17 protein-coding genes are annotated in these 15957 nt (G+C 36.8%); 6 read left to right on the top strand and 11 right to left on the bottom strand.

What is annotated here, in order from left to right; all coding sequences use genetic code 11:
• Positions 1 to 5: 5 nt before the first annotated feature.
• On the top strand, positions 6 to 272 hold the full coding sequence (locus BMX49_RS00880; RefSeq protein WP_034717796.1) for a DUF3820 family protein: 267 nt from the start codon (positions 6 to 8) through the stop codon (positions 270 to 272).
• A 50-nt stretch (positions 273 to 322) separates the two neighbouring features.
• Here BMX49_RS00880 and BMX49_RS00875 read toward each other — a convergent pair whose 3' ends face one another.
• The 7 genes from BMX49_RS00875 to rsfS all read right to left on the bottom strand — a co-directional run bounded on the left by BMX49_RS00875 (position 323) and on the right by rsfS (position 7793).
• A complete protein-coding gene (locus BMX49_RS00875) occupies positions 323 to 2452 on the bottom strand; it encodes a cation:proton antiporter (protein WP_034717793.1) in 2130 nt (709 codons plus the stop codon).
• 3 nt (positions 2453 to 2455) lie between these two features.
• A complete protein-coding gene (locus tag BMX49_RS00870) occupies positions 2456 to 3004 on the bottom strand; it encodes a hypothetical protein (RefSeq protein ID WP_051803625.1) in 549 nt (182 codons plus the stop codon).
• Positions 3005 to 3092: 88 nt separating this feature from the next.
• Positions 3093 to 3746 (bottom strand): phosphatidylserine decarboxylase family protein, encoded by a 654-nt coding sequence (locus BMX49_RS00865; protein ID WP_034717792.1) that lies wholly within the window; start codon positions 3744 to 3746, stop codon positions 3093 to 3095.
• Between the two features lie 2 nt (positions 3747 to 3748).
• On the bottom strand, positions 3749 to 4624 hold the full coding sequence (locus BMX49_RS00860; RefSeq protein ID WP_034717791.1) for a phosphatidate cytidylyltransferase: 876 nt from the start codon (positions 4622 to 4624) through the stop codon (positions 3749 to 3751).
• Between the two features lie 59 nt (positions 4625 to 4683).
• Entirely contained in the window at positions 4684 to 5265 is a 582-nt protein-coding gene (locus BMX49_RS00855) for an LUD domain-containing protein (RefSeq protein WP_034717788.1), read from the bottom strand.
• Between the two features lie 116 nt (positions 5266 to 5381).
• A complete protein-coding gene (ftsH, locus tag BMX49_RS00850) occupies positions 5382 to 7379 on the bottom strand; it encodes an ATP-dependent zinc metalloprotease FtsH (RefSeq protein ID WP_034717787.1) in 1998 nt (665 codons plus the stop codon).
• Between the two features lie 51 nt (positions 7380 to 7430).
• Positions 7431 to 7793, bottom strand: coding sequence for a ribosome silencing factor (gene rsfS, locus BMX49_RS00845; protein ID WP_034717785.1), 363 nt, complete (start codon positions 7791 to 7793; stop codon positions 7431 to 7433).
• An 87-nt stretch (positions 7794 to 7880) separates the two neighbouring features.
• Between rsfS and BMX49_RS00840 the strand changes: the two genes are divergently transcribed.
• Positions 7881 to 8597, top strand: a complete 717-nt coding sequence (locus BMX49_RS00840) for a biotin--[acetyl-CoA-carboxylase] ligase (protein ID WP_034717784.1) — start codon at positions 7881 to 7883, stop codon at positions 8595 to 8597.
• On the opposite strand, the gene BMX49_RS00835 is transcribed toward BMX49_RS00840, so the two are convergent.
• Genes BMX49_RS00835 through BMX49_RS00820 form a run of 4 tightly spaced genes read right to left on the bottom strand, consistent with a single transcriptional unit; the run spans position 8591 to position 11923 of the window.
• Positions 8591 to 9685, bottom strand: a complete 1095-nt coding sequence (locus BMX49_RS00835) for an LptF/LptG family permease (protein WP_034717782.1) — start codon at positions 9683 to 9685, stop codon at positions 8591 to 8593. The two genes, BMX49_RS00840 and BMX49_RS00835, sit on opposite strands and share 7 nt — an antisense overlap.
• Before the next feature lie 18 nt (positions 9686 to 9703).
• Positions 9704 to 10840 (bottom strand): tRNA guanosine(34) transglycosylase Tgt, encoded by a 1137-nt coding sequence (tgt, locus tag BMX49_RS00830; protein WP_034717781.1) that lies wholly within the window; start codon positions 10838 to 10840, stop codon positions 9704 to 9706.
• Position 10841: 1 nt separating this feature from the next.
• Positions 10842 to 11210, bottom strand: coding sequence for a DUF4296 domain-containing protein (locus tag BMX49_RS00825; protein WP_034717779.1), 369 nt, complete (start codon positions 11208 to 11210; stop codon positions 10842 to 10844).
• Positions 11207 to 11923 carry a polyprenol monophosphomannose synthase gene (locus tag BMX49_RS00820; protein ID WP_034717777.1) on the bottom strand — a complete coding sequence of 239 codons (717 nt, stop codon included), beginning with the start codon at positions 11921 to 11923 and terminating at the stop codon, positions 11207 to 11209. The genes BMX49_RS00825 and BMX49_RS00820 overlap by 4 nt, the downstream gene beginning before the upstream one ends.
• A gap of 98 nt (positions 11924 to 12021) precedes the next feature.
• Here BMX49_RS00820 and BMX49_RS00815 point away from each other — a divergent pair, with 98 nt between their 5' ends.
• From BMX49_RS00815 to BMX49_RS00800, 4 genes are all read left to right on the top strand, one after another.
• Positions 12022 to 12711 (top strand): DUF4271 domain-containing protein, encoded by a 690-nt coding sequence (locus BMX49_RS00815; RefSeq protein WP_051803623.1) that lies wholly within the window; start codon positions 12022 to 12024, stop codon positions 12709 to 12711.
• 13 nt (positions 12712 to 12724) lie between these two features.
• Positions 12725 to 13465, top strand: coding sequence for a uroporphyrinogen-III synthase (locus BMX49_RS00810; RefSeq protein ID WP_034717775.1), 741 nt, complete (start codon positions 12725 to 12727; stop codon positions 13463 to 13465).
• 84 nt (positions 13466 to 13549) lie between these two features.
• Positions 13550 to 15616: a S9 family peptidase gene (locus tag BMX49_RS00805; protein WP_034721013.1), complete on the top strand. Its 2067-nt coding sequence runs from the start codon at positions 13550 to 13552 to the stop codon at positions 15614 to 15616.
• Positions 15606 to 15956: a hypothetical protein gene (locus BMX49_RS00800; RefSeq protein WP_034717774.1), complete on the top strand. Its 351-nt coding sequence runs from the start codon at positions 15606 to 15608 to the stop codon at positions 15954 to 15956. Before BMX49_RS00805 ends, BMX49_RS00800 begins: the two co-directional genes overlap by 11 nt.
• Position 15957 lies beyond the last annotated feature (1 nt).

The following is a 15957-nucleotide window of genomic DNA, read 5'->3' as shown; positions in this document are numbered from 1 at the left end:
ATACAATGATTCCTGAACTTCGTCCTGAAATATTAGAAGAAATCTGTAAAACCGAAATGCCTTTTGGCAAATACAAAGGCACACTTGTCGTAGATTTACCGATTACTTATCTGGAGTGGTTTCAGCGTCAGGGTATGCCTCCAGGCAAATTAGGCATGCAACTCTCAACCATCTACGAAATAAAGATGAATGGTCTAATGGATCTGCTAACTCCTTTACGGGGTAATGTTCGTCCAACCACGATACCCAAGAAAACAGTTTACAAGTTTTAGAATTTAAAGGATATTTATTTCGATGATTTTATTTCGAAATAAATATCCTCTTATTTAAATAATTTCCCCACTATTTTACCAATTTCCACGAAATCTCTTGCGTTACCAATGTCGCGGGTGTCTTTTCTATATTCTACTTGATCTTGATGTGCTGGGAAGAGCAGCAAGAAATTTTTCTCTTTGAAATGTTCATTTAGATAATCGGGAACATTCTGCATTTGTGGCAAATAGGAAATCATTGAGCGACTTGCCATGAAAAGGATTAACGCGTCGTTATCTTTCATTTTACTAAAGACTTTCTTAAGCTCACTCCAGTTATTGAAAATAATAAAACTGGCGTCGATATTTACTTTTTTGCGGATGCTCTCAATCATTGCAATTGTAGCATCACTTCCGTAGAATTCTATTTTAGAACCAGAATTTCGAGCCATATTCCACACCTTTAATAACGAATGGAAAAACCGTGGTTCTTTTTCGGCATTTGTCGGAAGAATAACTAAATATTTCTGAACCGTAGAAGCTGGTTGAACTGCGTGATAGACCAAGATATTTGCCGCGTTGTTATTCAGATAGCCGCTGTATAAGTTATAGATAAAATTAGGTGAGAATCTTTTCTCTTCATCAATACCGATCATGAGATCAGTGATCGCATATTCTTTAATGACATTGTTTATTCCTTCAATGATGTCGGTGTCGTAACGAGTTACGGGTGTTATTTTGACATCAGCCGAGGCCCCAATCTCAACAACTTGGTCTAATAAAGTCTCCGCATTTTTCTTTGAAGAATCGTTTTTTTCTTCATTGATAATATTTACCGCGAAAAGATTTTCGGTGGTATTTTTAGATTTAATTAATAACGCTAGATTGGTCATTGGATCAACCGTCTTGACATGATTTACTGCTAATAAGATATTTTCTTTTTCGGGGTTACTGTCCGAAATAGTGTTTTCATTATCAGCTTTCACCAATAATTCTGCGTTCTTCTGTGTCACAAAAGAGGAGATGGTACAAGAAATAAGAATCAGCAGAATACTTCCGTTTAGAACGCTTTCATCTAATAACCTGATCGGTTCCCCTAAATCCGTCTCGCCAATAATGATGTTATAACCCACAGTTACTGTTGCTAAAGTCGCCGCTGCAGAAGCTGAACTTAATCCGAAAATAATTCCGCCTTCTGGCTTGGTATATTTAAATGTTTTCTGAGTTGCGACTGAGGCTAGATATTTTCCACCAATCGAAATCGTAATCATGATTAAGGCCACTTTGATGGTATCAAAATCTTTAAAAAATACGGTAACGTCAATCAACATTCCGACACTGATCAGGAAGAAAGGGATGAAAATCGCATTCCCGACAAACTCTACGCGATTCATTAAAGAAGAAGTGCGCGGAATTAATTTATTTAAAGCCAGTCCGGCGAGAAACGCTCCGATAATCGCTTCAATCCCGGCCAACTCTGCCAGAAGTGCGGCGAGATAAATCATCACCAGAACAAAGATGTACTGAGAAATTTTATCGCTTACTTTTTTGAAAAACCATCTGCCGACAATTGGAAATCCAATTAACACAATAGCCGCAAAAACGATGATGCCGACGGAAAGCTGGGTCCAGAAAGCTGCATTGACTTCTCCTGTTGTCATACCAACAACGATTGCTAAGACTAACAAGGCAAGAATATCGGTAATTACCGTTCCACCAACCGTTACATTAACCGCCCGGTTTTTTACGACTCCTAATTTGCTAACTAAAGGATAAGATATTAAAGTATGTGACGAAAATATACTGGCAAATAAGAAAGAGGTCAGCCAGTTATATTCTAAAACAAAATGCGCCGCGGCAATCCCAAATATGAAGGGAATAACGAACGTATATGCGCCAAAGCCCAGACTTTTATATTTGTTTTTTTTGAACTCAGCCAGATCAATCTCCAGACCGGCAAGGAACATAATATAGAGTAACCCTGTGGTGCCTGTGACCACAATACTGCTGTCTCGCGTGAGAATGTTGAAACCGTTTGGACCAACAACTGCTCCAGCGATAATTAAACCCAAGAGGTGTGGAACCTTAATTTTGTTGAGTAATAAAGGTGCAGAAAGAATGATAATTAAAACGACCAAAAACTTAAGAACCGGATCTTCTAGGGGAAGATCGAACTGTGACACTTTTAATAGCGTGAGCATAATTTAGTTTTTGATTTTTTCTAAATCTACCGAGAATTTCGATAGACAATTGTTGCCCGTAAATTCACGGCTACCTTTGATTCTGCCTTTGTTCTCTTCTGTAAGTTGCAGCGTTATGATCGACTGAGTAGTCGAGGGCGAGCTGTTTTCTGAGGTTAGTTTAATTTCTGAATCGCTGACTTTCGCAAAGTAAATTTTTTCGCTGCCGCTTTTATTAGTAATTCTAACTTGGTCATCAAAGAATTCCCAGCTATCATTTCTTAAATCGCCAATAACATGCTCGGAGCAATTTGACTCTGTACAAATCATTTTCCCCGTCCATTTTCCGATAATGTTTTCGGGTATTTTCAGCGCGATAACGGTATCTGTCGGAAGTTCTAAACTATCTCGCATCGCTTTCAGAGATTCGAATTCAAGTTCTTTTTCGGCAAACGCTCTTTCCTTGGTCAAAAGCGCAGTTTCCCTTTCTTTCAGCACGTCGGTGTTTTCAGTTTGCGTGCAAGAAGTTAGGATTAAAAGGATACTGGAAAAGAATATTAGTAGGGATTTCATGTAGGGAAATTTAGGATTGACTTTAAAAATATAAAAAAAATCCCGGAATTAAAAATCTCGGGATTAAAATATGATGATTCTTTCGTAATTATTCAATCATTTTGGCGATAATATCAATTCCACCTTTGGTTTTATCACCAATTTTACAATTGATTTCCGTATCAAGAGGTAAGAAAATATCCATCCGTGAACCGAATTTTATGAAACCGAATTCGTGCCCGGCTTTTGCGATATCGCCTTCATTACATTTAAAAACAATCCGTCTGGCAACATATCCCGCAATCTGGCGAAATACCACTTTATGATGCGTTAAACTATCGATTGCAACTGTGGTTCTTTCGTTTTCTGTAGAAGACTTTTCATGCCAAGCGACCAAGTATTTCCCTGGATGGTATTTCTTATAAATCACATTACCAGAAACAGGATAGCGACAAATATGAACATTTAAAGGAGACATGAAAATTGAAATCTGAATGGCTTTTCCTTTAATAAATTCATCTTCATCAACTTCTTTAATCATCACTACTTTACCGTCTACCGGGGCAATTACGTTTTCTTTATGATCTAAAATATCCCGATTAGGAACTCGGAAAAACCAAAATACCAGTCCGAAAATGATTAACAAAGGAATAATGATCAGCAGCGCCCACATTTCTAGGAAATGAACGGACACGAAACTGATAATTGCAAACAAAATCGTTGCAACGATAATGGTTCCTTTTGACTCTTTATGAAGCTTCATGTTTATATTAATTTTTCTAAAATAAAGTACAAATATACGACAGGCACGCAGATAATAAAGCTATCTAGCCGATCTAAAATGCCGCCATGTCCCGGAATAACATTGCCTGAGTCTTTAACCCCAAAATTTCTTTTCAGTTGACTCTCCACCAAATCACCTAAAGGTCCAAAAACCGAAACCAACAATCCGACGATCATGTAGTTTCCCCGTAAATCGGGATAATACAGTTCGATAAAGTAACCAAGAATGATAGTGAAGAAAACGCCGCCCGCAAATCCTTCCCATGTTTTTTTGGGAGAAATCTTTGGTGCCATCTTATGCTTCCCGAAAAATTTCCCAGTGAAGTAGGCAAAAGAATCACTGCTCCAAATTAAGACGAACAAGAAGAAAACTTCTAAAGTAAAAGTATTGTCAGCCGTTGAGAATTTAGGTAAACCTAAAGCAAACCCAAAAGGGAGTGCGGTATAAATGACGGTGAATATTAATTTACCATTGTCGTAGTAAAGTTCTTTCGAAAATCGGAATAAAGTAACGACCGCAATTACAATAAGCAACAGCGCTAATATTTCGGAGATATTAAAATCGAAATAAAATCCATTACTAAAATATCTTTTTGAAAATCGATAGAAAACGAAAACAATTAAAGGAAATACGACCCATTTTTCCCAACCTTTGGGATCGAACTTCATCATCTTCACGCATTCCCATGCTCCCATGAAAAGGAAAAAGGTGATTAAGCCGTAGTAAAGAGTATGCTGTTGTACGAGACCTGGTGAAATAGAATTGATGACTTGGCTACCCCAGGAAGTGGTGCAAAGAATAACAACTGAACCGTATAGAACGCCACCGAAAAGCCGCAGCACTAAATTTTTATCCAAAATTATATCATTAAATATTTAAGAAAATAGAGTCTTTTAGATTACTTGTCGCAAGATTTTTAATCTTCGAGCAAAAGTAAGAAAAGTTTTGTGTTATCCTTATTTGGAGTGTCTAATTTAGAATTGCTTCCACTGATCGAGGTCAGATTTCTAATGTTTCCGTTGCGCTTGATTTTGCTCATGGCATCATTTAAGTTGGTCACGATTTGAGAAACATTAGCCATGATAATAATTTTCTCCGGCAAACGAGAAGAATGATAATGGAGGATGCTGTTATGAGACAGCATGATTCGACCATCATAAGCGATTAAGTATTCGCAAGTGATAAAAGCGCAATCATTAAAAAGTTCCAGGTCCGTAGTGTAAGGTATCTTAACTACATTTAAAAAGTTTTTCAAATCATGATCCCAGCAGAAAATCGATTTTACATCTTCTATTTTCAAGATATGATTTAAAGTTTGCAAAGCTTCCGCTTCATCTGCACAGTAATTAAAAAATCCGCCAGAATAGGTGAATAATTGGGCAAACTTGTAATCAAGATCAGCATTTTTCAACTGATCCCCAAGTTTAATCAAATCCTGTTCTTCATCTTCGTCAGGTTGATTTAGTAATTTCCCGACCAATTTTTTAAATAAACTCAACTCCCTTTCCTTTATACGATTGTTATACAAAAATAGAAAATATTTGCTTAAACAATCAATTAAATACAAAAATCCTAATTATTTACGTAAATATAAATAATCAGGATTAAAATTTACTAAAGTTGCGTACCAGATTCTGGCGCTATAACTTCTGCTTCTTGTGTCGGCTCATTATTCTTTTGAGTGCTTGAAACTGGATGTTCTGTCAACTCCGGATCCCAAGCTCTTTTGCCAAACACCACTTCTAGGTCTTCTCGGAAGATGACTTCTTTCTCCAAAAGTTTTGCAGCAAGAGCATCTAACTTATCTTTATTATCCCCTAAAATTTGCAAAGCACGTTGGTACTGTGATTCAATGAGTTTTGAAATTTCTTCGTCAATCATTTTCGCAGTCGCCTCAGAGTAAGGTTTACCGAAACTGTATTCCGACTGACCCGTACTGTCATAGTAAGAAACGTTACCAACTTTGTCGTTTAAACCGTAAATGGTCACCATCGCCTGCGCTTGTTTGGTTACTCTCTCAAGATCAGAAAGTGCTCCCGTAGAAATATTTCCAAATATGGTTTGTTCAGCAGCTCTACCACCTAAGGTTGCACACAATTCATCTAGCATTTGTTCGGTCGTCGTCAATTGTCTTTCGTCCGGAAGATACCAGGCTGCTCCTAACGAGCGTCCTCTTGGTACAATTGTCACTTTTAACAATGGTGCGGCGTGTTCTACCAACCAAGATATGGTTGCATGTCCCGCTTCGTGATACGCAACTCTTCTTTTTTCTGAAGGTTTAATAGCTTTGTTTTTCTTTTCTAATCCACCGATGATACGATCCACAGCATCCAAGAAATCTTGAGTGGTTACTGATTCGTGCGAATTTCTGGCTGCGATTAAAGCTGCTTCATTACAAAGGTTTGCAATATCAGCACCACTAAATCCTGGAGTCTGTTTGGCCAAAAATTCTCGGTCTATATTGGGTTCCATTTTTATTTTCGCCAAATGCACATCAAAAATTTCTCTTCTTTCGTGTAATTCTGGTAAGTCAACATAAATCGAACGGTCAAATCGACCAGCTCTCATTAAAGCTTTATCTAAAATATCTGCTCGGTTGGTTGCCGCCATAATGATCACATTAGTGTCGGTACCAAAACCATCCATTTCTGTTAATAACTGATTTAGAGTGTTTTCTCTTTCGTCATTTCCACCGGTCATATTTCCTTTTCCTCTGGCTCTACCAATAGCATCAATCTCATCAATGAAAATAATCGCTGGTGATTTTGCTTTTGCCTGAACAAATAAATCCCTTACTCGAGATGCTCCAACTCCGACAAACATTTCGACGAAATCAGAACCTGATAGGGAAAAGAAAGGAACCTTAGCTTCACCTGCAACAGCTTTCGCCAAAAGCGTTTTTCCTGTTCCCGGAGGACCAACTAATAAAACTCCTTTCGGAATTTTACCTCCCAATTTTGTATATTTTTCTGAGTTCTTTAGGAAATCTACTACTTCCTGAACTTCTTCTTTGGCTCCTTCTAAACCGGCTACATCTTTAAATGAGACCTGAACTTTATCTTTTTCGTCAAAGAGTTTTGCTTTGGATTTACCGATGGAGAAAATTTGGCCTCCGCCGCCACCGCCACCTCCGCCCATCATTTTGCGGAAAATCACAAAATAAAATAGCGCCATGATTGCGATCCAGAAAATTGCCGTGAATAATAGTTCGGTCATCGGATTTTTACCAATGCCGTAATCTTTTTTAGTCGCAACTGTCGGATACTCAGCTTTGATTTTGTCAAACTTTTCTAAGAAGAGTTGTAAGTCACCGAAACTTAAAGTGTAATCTGGTTTGGGTGAAAAGTCAAAAGCCGCGAAAGGACTTCTTTCTTTTTTTGCTTCTTTTTTTGCCAATTCTGTTTTTGCGGCTTGGTTCAAAAAAACATCTGCTTTCTCAGTATCTTTATAGATGAGGACGTCCTCCACTTTTCCCTGCTCCATCAATTTATAAAAGGCTTCCTCATCAATTTGATTAGAAGAAGAGTCTCCACCCATATTTGAAAAGAAAAAGAGCAAAATGGCTCCGATTGCAATCGGGAAGAACCAATTAAATCCTTTGTTGTTATTCATATCTTTTTATAAAAATTTTGACGAAAAATGGTTTCCGTCAACGATCTGTAATTAATTTTCGATTTTGGTAATGTGTGCATCGCCCCATAGTTCCTCAATGTCATAGTATTCACGTGTTTCTCTTTGGAAAACGTGTACCACTACGGAGACATAATCTAATAAGACCCAAAGTGAATTTTCACTTCCTTCCACATGCCACGGGCGGTCTTGTAAATCATTTCTAACCTTTTTTTGGATGTTGCCGGAAATTGCTGAAACTTGCGTGTTGGAGTTTCCGGTGCAGATTACGAATGTTTGTGCTACCGAATTTTCGATTTTTGATAAGTCGAAGATCATGATGTCTTCTCCCTTTGTATCTTGTATTGCTTCTACAACTTTGTCAATAAGTAGTTGCTTGTCTGTGATTTTGTTCATTAAAAATTTTGTATAATCTGCAAATTTATTGTTTTTTTATTTAAATAGTCTCAAATTTACCCATTCTAACTCTTAAAGTTTTCATAAATGATGCGCTTGGTCTATCTTCAAGAATGTTCTTCAACTCAAGATGAAATTGAAAAATTGATGTCTTTAGATACGCTTGATTTACTAACTGTTTACACCTTTAATCAAACCAAAGGTAAAGGTCAGTATGGGAATTCGTGGGAATCTACAGGCAACTTAAGCTTAGCTTATTCTGTTGCAGTACCCGATGAACTCGTTAAATTACCCAATCATTTGTTCAATTTTCATACCGCTGAAGTATTGGCTGATTTTCTTGCCATTCTGACAAAGCTCTTGCCAGAGTTGAAATGGCCTAACGATATTATTCTTAATGGGAAAAAGGTGTGCGGGATTTTAATCGAAAAGAAAGTGATCCATAAAAAGTCTTATTTCTTAATCGGAATCGGTTTAAATGTACTAGAAGAAAACTTCAAACATCTCCCAAAAGCAGGCTCTTTGCTTACCCAAACCGGAATTAAATTTGACCTAGAACGTTTAACTCACTCTCTTCACGACTATCTAGTGGAAAATTTATTGAAAGACGTTTCTGAAATATCGGTGCTGGCAAAGCTTAATCAGCGTTTATTCCGAAAGGATATCATCTCTGTTTTTGAGATTAATCAATCAAGACAAAATGGCATCATTAAAAATGTTGATGAAGAGGGTTTCCTGTGGGTCGAGTTAGAAAATGATGGTTTACATAAGTTTTTTCACAAAGAGATTGCTCTTCTTTATTGATTGGCTCTTCTGAAATAAAGATACAGAGCGAGTGGGCCAAAAATAAAGTTGGGCATCCACATCGCTACAAATGGTGTTAGTGTTTTATTGGCAGAAACCACTTTTAAAACTTCAAAGGAAAAGACAAATACAAAGGCCAGCGAGATTCCGATGGCAAGGTTCATCCCTAAGCCACCGCGTTTTTTTTGGGAAGCAAGCGCTAATCCTAAAACGGTCAATATGATCACTGAAAATGGCATTGAAGTACGCTGATGCAGCTCATTCAGATAACTGTTAAGATTGGCGTTACCTTTTTCCTTTTCCCGATTAATAAATTTAATGAGTTCGGGAGTTGTTTTATTTTGACCTAATAATACATCTGGAAACAGCTCTTCTGGTGGATGTCCGAAACTTTTGATCATCGTGTCTCCGTGACCCAATTTTTCGGTGTCGTTTTTTGCAATAGTTTTTTCAAGATAATTGCTCATTAGAAAATGATTTTTATCTTTTTGCCAGTAAAAATCTGCCGCATTTAAGTGATAAATTAATCTTCGGTCTTTATCGAATTTTTGATAGAAGAAACCCGAACCACGTTTCTCTTTTTTATTATAGCTTTTTATAAAGATATATTCCGTTTTTGAAAGTTGGGTAGCAACTTCTACATTTCCCGTAAATTCCTCACGACTTTTTGCATTATAAGTATAAGGTTCTAACTCGTTTTTTTTAATGTTTGCCAGCGGTAAAATAAAATGATTGATTAACAAGGCAGCAATTGCAATAATCCCCGAGGTTATAAAATAGGGACGCGCAAATCGGTGAAAACTTGCGCCCGAACTAATGATTGCTACAATTTCTGTGTTGTTAGCAATTTTAGAAGTGAAGAAAATTACCGAAATGAAAACCAAAATTGACATAAATGTAATGATCAAATTCACCATCCAATAAGGATAGAAATCAATTAAAAATTCGGTTACTGTAAAGCCGTTGCTCTCTATTCGTGGAGCTTTTGCCTGAACATCAATGACCAATACAATAATCGTCAATAACGCCAGCATGAACCCAAAAGTTCCCAGGTATTTTTTGATAATATAGAGGTCGATTATTTTCATAGATTCTTTTGAAATATTTTAAAGTCGTTGTTTCAAAGTTGGAACGATTGATTCTTTCCATTCGTAAAAGTCGCCAGCGAGAATATGTTGTCGGGCAACGCGAACCAAATCTAAATAAAATGCCAAATTATGAACAGATGCAATTTGCTTTCCTAAATATTCTTTGGCCACAAACAAATGGCGCACGTATGCTTTCGAATAATCTGAATCTACATAGCTCGTTCCAAATTCATCTAACGGTGAAAAATCACTTTCCCACTTTTTATTTTTCATATTCATAACGCCTTGCCAGGTGAAAAGCATTGCATTTCTGGCGTTACGCGTCGGCATGACGCAATCCATCATGTCGATTCCTAAACCAATGGTTTCCAAAATATTCCAGGGAGTTCCAACGCCCATTAAATAACGGGGCTTATCTTTTGGTAAAATGTCGGTTACTTCGTCGGTGATTCGGTACATTTCATCTTCGGGTTCACCAACCGAAAGTCCACCAATTGCATTCCCAGCCGCATTTTGCTCAGAGATAAACTCAGCTGATTTTTTTCTTAGATCAGAATAAGTGGAACCTTGTACGATAGGGAAGAGTTTTTGTTGATAGCCGTACATTTCAGGATTTTCTTCTGTCCATTTAATGCATCTTTTTAACCAACGGTGCGTCATTTCCATTGATTTTTTTGCCAAATTATATTCACATGGGTAAGGCGTACATTCATCAAATGCCATAAAGATATCGGCGCCAATCTGTCTTTGGATTTCCATGGAAATTTCAGGAGAAATAAAATGGGTGCTTCCGTCAATATGAGATTTGAACTTTACGCCTGCTTCATTTAATTTTCTCGACTTAGACAAAGAAAAAACCTGATAACCACCAGAATCTGTTAGAATTGGTAAATCCCAGTTCATGAATTTGTGTAAACCTCCAGCTGCCTGCATAATTTCCATTTTCGGACGAAGATTTAAATGATAGGTGTTGCCTAAAATAATCTGAGCCTTAATGTCATCTTTCAGCTCTCTTTGATGTACGGTTTTCACAGATGCCACCGTGCCTACTGGCATAAAAATCGGCGTTTGAATGGTGCCGTGATCTGTGGTAATGGTGCCGGCTCTTGCTTTACCGGTCGTAGTTTGATTAATTTCGAAAAAGTTAGACTTCATATTATTTTGCAAATGCAGGTAAATTTTTATTTTCTTTTAATTTTTTCTCGATATAGATTTTCGAGGCGGGATCTTTAGTCAACACTATTTCTTGTGCATTCTCTATGATTTTTTCTATATCACCAGAAGCGGTGTAAAATTTATAACTCTCAACAAAATCATTTCCTTTTATTTTATTTTGTTGCAGCGTATATCGGGTAGCGTTATCTAAATTTATGTTTTCAACCACCAGATTTAATTGCTCGTTCATTGCAAATTCAGCCAGCACTTCTGCCATCCTATCTTTCGGAACAAGGTTTTTGGGTTCGTTGATGAGTTCAGAACAAGCCATCATCAATAATGAAAAAAGTAAGAATGATATTTTTCTCATAATTGACCGATGATGCATTTCCATTTTAAATTTAAAACTCCGAAGACAGCTTCGTGAATAATTCCACCGTTCATTTTACTTTCACCTAATTCTCGATTGGTGAAAATAATGGGAACCTCTACTACTTTAAATCCTTTTTTTATCGCCCGGAATTTCATTTCAATCTGAAAACCGTAGCCTTTCAATTTAATTTTATCTAAGCCAATTTCTTCTAAAACTTTTCGAGAAAAACAAACGAATCCAGCCGTGGTATCGTGAATCGGAATTCCTAAAATAGTCCGTACATATTTAGAGGCGAAGTAAGATAGTAAAACTCTTCCCATCGGCCAGTTCACCACATTTACTCCTTTGCAATATCTGGAGCCAATGCTCATATCAGCCTTTTGGCAAGCTTCGAAAAGTTTATTTAAATCGGCAGGATTATGGGAGAAATCGGCGTCCATCTCGAAGATGTAATCGTAATTATTTTCCAAAGCCCATTTAAATCCATGGATATAAGCTTTGCCTAGACCGTCTTTCACCTTTCTGACGATTAAATTTAGATGATTGGGATAAGTTGCCTGCAGATTTTTTACAATTTCTGAAGTTCCGTCTGGTGAAGAATCGTCAACAACCAAAATATGAAAATCTTCTTTCAACGCGAAAACCGTTGAAATGATGTTTTCAATATTTTCTTTTTCATTATAAGTCGGAATAATGACGAGTTTTTTCATCTTAGAAATTAAGGTGCAAAGATAAACTTTTATGTCGTTTATTTTTACGGAAGGATTTAGCGCAAAAATAGTAATGCAATTTCAAATTGAGATAATAAATGGGAATATATTCCTATAATATCTCTATTTTTGCAAAAAGTTTATTATTGACTAGAATTGTTCAGCAAAACGATTGGGTGGTATTTATCATCGTCGGTTGTATTTTACTTTATGTATTTATGCTTATCTATCTTCATCGTGATTCCACGGTAAGGGTTTTTTTGATGCAAAAGTTTGCCGATTCTTCCAATAATTATTTGAGTTGGTTGATCGTGAGCGCTGTTTTTGCAGTCTTGCTTGCCGTCTTTATTTCGCAGTCTATTCCTGTCGTTCCAAAAGAAATCACCGATGTTCAGTTGTTCGGATATGAGCTGAATAAATTTGGTTTTACTATGCTTTCCTTAGTTGTTTTTTATAGTTTAAAAAGTGGGTTATCTTACTTGTTTTTTGCTGGCACGGGAAGTCTTAAAAGATGGAGACTCTTTCAATTTGCAGCCTCAAAATTTTACTTTGTTTTCTCTTTGGTTTTGATGTTTTTGTGCGTCTATCAGTATTATTTTGAAGTAGATGGACTACTCGTATTCGACTTTTATTTTATCGGATTTGTGGCCATTTTTTTATTTAAAATCTTCTTCTACCTATTGTCGCCAAACGATATATTGCCCGAAAAATGGTATTATAAATTATTGTATCTTTGCACCCTCCAATTAGCACCTCTAATGGTGATATGGACGGTATTATTTATTTAAGAAAAAATTGATAATGAAAATTAAATCTATCCTCGTTTCACAGCCTGCTCCAAACGAATCTTCGCCTTATCTCGAAATGGCGAGAAAGGAAAAAATCAGAATAGACTTTAAGCCCTTTATCCATGTTGAAGGAGTAGAAGCGAAAGATCTTCGGACTCAAAAAATTGATTTGACGCATTATACGGGTATTATTTTTACAAGTAAAAATGCGATCGATCATTATTTCCGTCTCGCTGAAGAAATGCGTTTCGCAGTGCCTGATTCTATGCGCTATATTTGTCAGTCGGAAGCGATTGCTAACTATTTGCAAAAACATATTGTTTACCGTAAAAGAAAAATTTCTTTTGGCGAAAGAACATTTGCCGATTTATTGCCGCTTTTCAAAAAATTTCCCTCAGAAAAATATATTTTACCTGCTTCAGATATTCTGAGTTCAGATATCCAAACCGTGCTCGATGCCGCTGGAATTGACTGGACGAAAGCGACCATGTATAAAACGGTAAGCAGTGATCTTAGTGAAATTAACATTGACGATTATGACATGTTGGTGTTCTTTACGCGTCAGGGAATTAAATCATTGGGAGAAAACTTTGAATCCTTTAAACAAGACAAAGTGAAAATTGCAGTTTTCGGTTCAACAACCGAGCAAGCCGCAAAAGATGCGGGATTAAGAATTGACGTAATGGCGCCAAGTAAAGAATCGCCGTCAATGACTATGGCCATAGAAAAATATATCAGAAATTTGGAGAAATAATTTCTTCAAATCATTGAACATAATTAAAAGAAACCGCCTTCTTCGCAGATGAAGTCGGTTTTTTGTTTTAAAGATAAACTCGTAATGAGCTATAAAAATAGTATACCACCAAAAGCGAAGCAGATTCCAAAAATTCTGGAAATTCATGGTGACCAAAGAAATGATCCATATTATTGGCTCAAGGAGAAAGAAAATCCTGAGGTTCTTCAGTATTTAGAAGAAGAAAATGCCTACGCTGAAGCGGTGATGAAAGATACTGAAGAGTTCCAGCAACTTCTCTTTGATGAAATGAAAGCACGTTATAAAAAAGATGACGAGTCGCTGCCTTACTACTTTAATGAGTATTGGTATATCGTCCGTTTTGAAGAGGGAAAAGAACATCCCTTATTTACTCGGAAATTTCAAACTTTAGAAAATGAAGAAGAGCTTTTGTTAGATGTTAATGTTTTAGCAGAAGGTCAGAAGTTTTTCGAAGTTGGAAGTGTTGCCGTTTCTCCGAACAATAAATTGATGAGCTATTCATCGGATAATATTGGACGGAGAATTTATAATATTAATTTTCAAAACTTAGAAACAGGCGAAATTCTTCAGGATCAAATTCCGAACACGACTGGGAAAGCAGTTTGGGCTAATGATAACGAACATATTTTCTACATCAGAAAAGATGACAGTTTGCGCGCGTTTCAAGTTTTTCTGCATCAGTTGGGAACCGATTCATCACAAGATGTTTTAATCTTTCACGAAGAGGATGATACTTTCGATGTGAATGTTTACAAAACCAAATCTTTAGAGTATATTTTTATTTCAAGTTCGAGTACGATTTCAGATGAACAACGATTTATTCCTTCGGATGAAGTCATGGCAGACTGGAAAATTATTCAACCTAGAATTGATGATTTGGAATATGCCGTCGAGCATTATAAAGATGAATTTTACATCATCACTAATGCAGACGAGGCGACCAACTTTAAAATTGTAAAAACCAAAGTTGCGAATCCAGGTATCGAAAATTGGATTGAAGTCATTCCGCATCGTGAAGAAGTTTTGCTGGAAGGTTTCGAGATTTTCAAAGACTATTTAGTCCTCGAAGAAAGGACAGAAGGCCTTTTGCAATTAAAAATTATTGATACTGAAAACAACACCGTTCATTATCTCCCTTTTTCGGATCCGACTTACACCACTTATATTGGGTTGAACTTAGAATTCAACACCGAAAAATTAAGATTTGGCTACACTTCTCTGACGCAACCGAATTCGACTTTCGAATATGACATGAAGGAAAGAACGACTAAACTTTTGAAACAACAGGAGGTTTTGGGCGAGGAATTTTTATTAGAAAATTATATTTCAGAAAGAATTTGGGCTACGGCTAGAGATGGACAAAAAGTTCCAGTCTCTTTGGTCTATCATAAAGACACCGATAAATCTGCGGAAACTCCTCTGTTACTATACGGCTACGGAAGTTACGGCCATACGGTCGATGCAAGTTTTTCTAATGTTCGACTATCATTGTTGAACCGTGGTTTTATTTACGCTATTGCCCACATTCGTGGTGGCGAATATATGGGTCGTGAATGGTATGAAGACGGAAAAATGCTCTTCAAGAAAAATACTTTTTACGATTTCATCGATGCTGCTAAGTTTTTGGTGAAGGAAAATTACACCTCAGAAAAACATCTTTATGGTATGGGCGGCAGCGCAGGCGGACTTTTGATGGGCGCCGTTATCAACTATGAACCAGGATTATTCAACGGAATTGTTGCGCAAGTTCCATTTGTTGATGTTGTGACTACTATGTTAGATGAAACCATTCCTTTAACAACGGGAGAATTTGATGAATGGGGAAATCCCAAAGACAAAGAATATTACGATTATATTAAATCATATTCGCCTTATGACAATATCGAAGCCAAAAATTACCCGCACATTTTGATCACGACTGGGTTGCATGATTCTCAAGTTCAATATTGGGAACCAGCAAAATGGACGGCCAGACTTCGGGAAATGAAAACGGATCAAAATTTATTGGTGTTTAAAACCGACATGACTTCCGGTCACGGTGGAGCGAGTGGAAGATTTGAATCTTTAAAAGAAGATTCTTTGGAATATGCATTTTTAATGAAACTAGAAAACAAAATCGATGGAAAATAAATCAGAAAGCCAGCTTTGGGACGAAGTAGAGTCGTTTTTTGTTAAGACTTTTGATACCGAAAAACATCCGCAAATTGACACCATGTTATTCTTAATTGGCGTGCAGGAATTGGGCAGTGGTCAACAGAAATATACTAAAGATGATAAATTGAATATTCTGCATATCGCAGTTTGTCGCTTATTGGAACCGTTTGGATATTATAAATTCAAAGAATATGATGATGATGGTTATCCTCATTTTGATGAGGTGACGCCACTTCCGGAGTTAAAGCCAAACGAACAACAGATTCTAATGAAGAAAGCAATTATTCAGTATTTTATGGATGAAGAGCTTTTTTAGA

Source organism: Kaistella antarctica, from assembly GCF_900109615.1.
GTDB classification, from domain to species: Bacteria; Bacteroidota; Bacteroidia; order Flavobacteriales; family Weeksellaceae; genus Kaistella; species Kaistella antarctica.
This window is presented reverse-complemented; position numbering and strand designations above follow the sequence as displayed.

Bases quoted from the DNA above. Each gene is read 5' to 3' on its own strand.
- BMX49_RS00865 (WP_034717792.1), bottom strand. From the start codon at position 3,746: ATGAAGCTTCATAAAGAGTCAAAAGGAACCATTATCGTTGCAACGATT.
- BMX49_RS00800 (WP_034717774.1), top strand. From the start codon at position 15,606: ATGGAAAATAAATCAGAAAGCCAGCTTTGGGACGAAGTAGAGTCGTTT.
- BMX49_RS00880 (WP_034717796.1), top strand. From the start codon at position 6: ATGATTCCTGAACTTCGTCCTGAAATATTAGAAGAAATCTGTAAAACC.
- BMX49_RS00820 (WP_034717777.1), bottom strand. From the start codon at position 11,923: ATGAAAAAACTCGTCATTATTCCGACTTATAATGAAAAAGAAAATATT.
- BMX49_RS00840 (WP_034717784.1), top strand. From the start codon at position 7,881: ATGATGCGCTTGGTCTATCTTCAAGAATGTTCTTCAACTCAAGATGAA.
- BMX49_RS00835 (WP_034717782.1), bottom strand. From the start codon at position 9,685: ATGAAAATAATCGACCTCTATATTATCAAAAAATACCTGGGAACTTTT.
- tgt (WP_034717781.1), bottom strand. From the start codon at position 10,840: ATGAAGTCTAACTTTTTCGAAATTAATCAAACTACGACCGGTAAAGCA.
- BMX49_RS00810 (WP_034717775.1), top strand. From the start codon at position 12,725: ATGAAAATTAAATCTATCCTCGTTTCACAGCCTGCTCCAAACGAATCT.
- BMX49_RS00825 (WP_034717779.1), bottom strand. From the start codon at position 11,210: ATGAGAAAAATATCATTCTTACTTTTTTCATTATTGATGATGGCTTGT.
- BMX49_RS00815 (WP_051803623.1), top strand. From the start codon at position 12,022: ATGGGAATATATTCCTATAATATCTCTATTTTTGCAAAAAGTTTATTA.
- BMX49_RS00870 (WP_051803625.1), bottom strand. From the start codon at position 3,004: ATGAAATCCCTACTAATATTCTTTTCCAGTATCCTTTTAATCCTAACT.
- BMX49_RS00805 (WP_034721013.1), top strand. From the start codon at position 13,550: ATGAGCTATAAAAATAGTATACCACCAAAAGCGAAGCAGATTCCAAAA.
- rsfS (WP_034717785.1), bottom strand. From the start codon at position 7,793: ATGAACAAAATCACAGACAAGCAACTACTTATTGACAAAGTTGTAGAA.
- BMX49_RS00875 (WP_034717793.1), bottom strand. From the start codon at position 2,452: ATGCTCACGCTATTAAAAGTGTCACAGTTCGATCTTCCCCTAGAAGAT.
- ftsH (WP_034717787.1), bottom strand. From the start codon at position 7,379: ATGAATAACAACAAAGGATTTAATTGGTTCTTCCCGATTGCAATCGGA.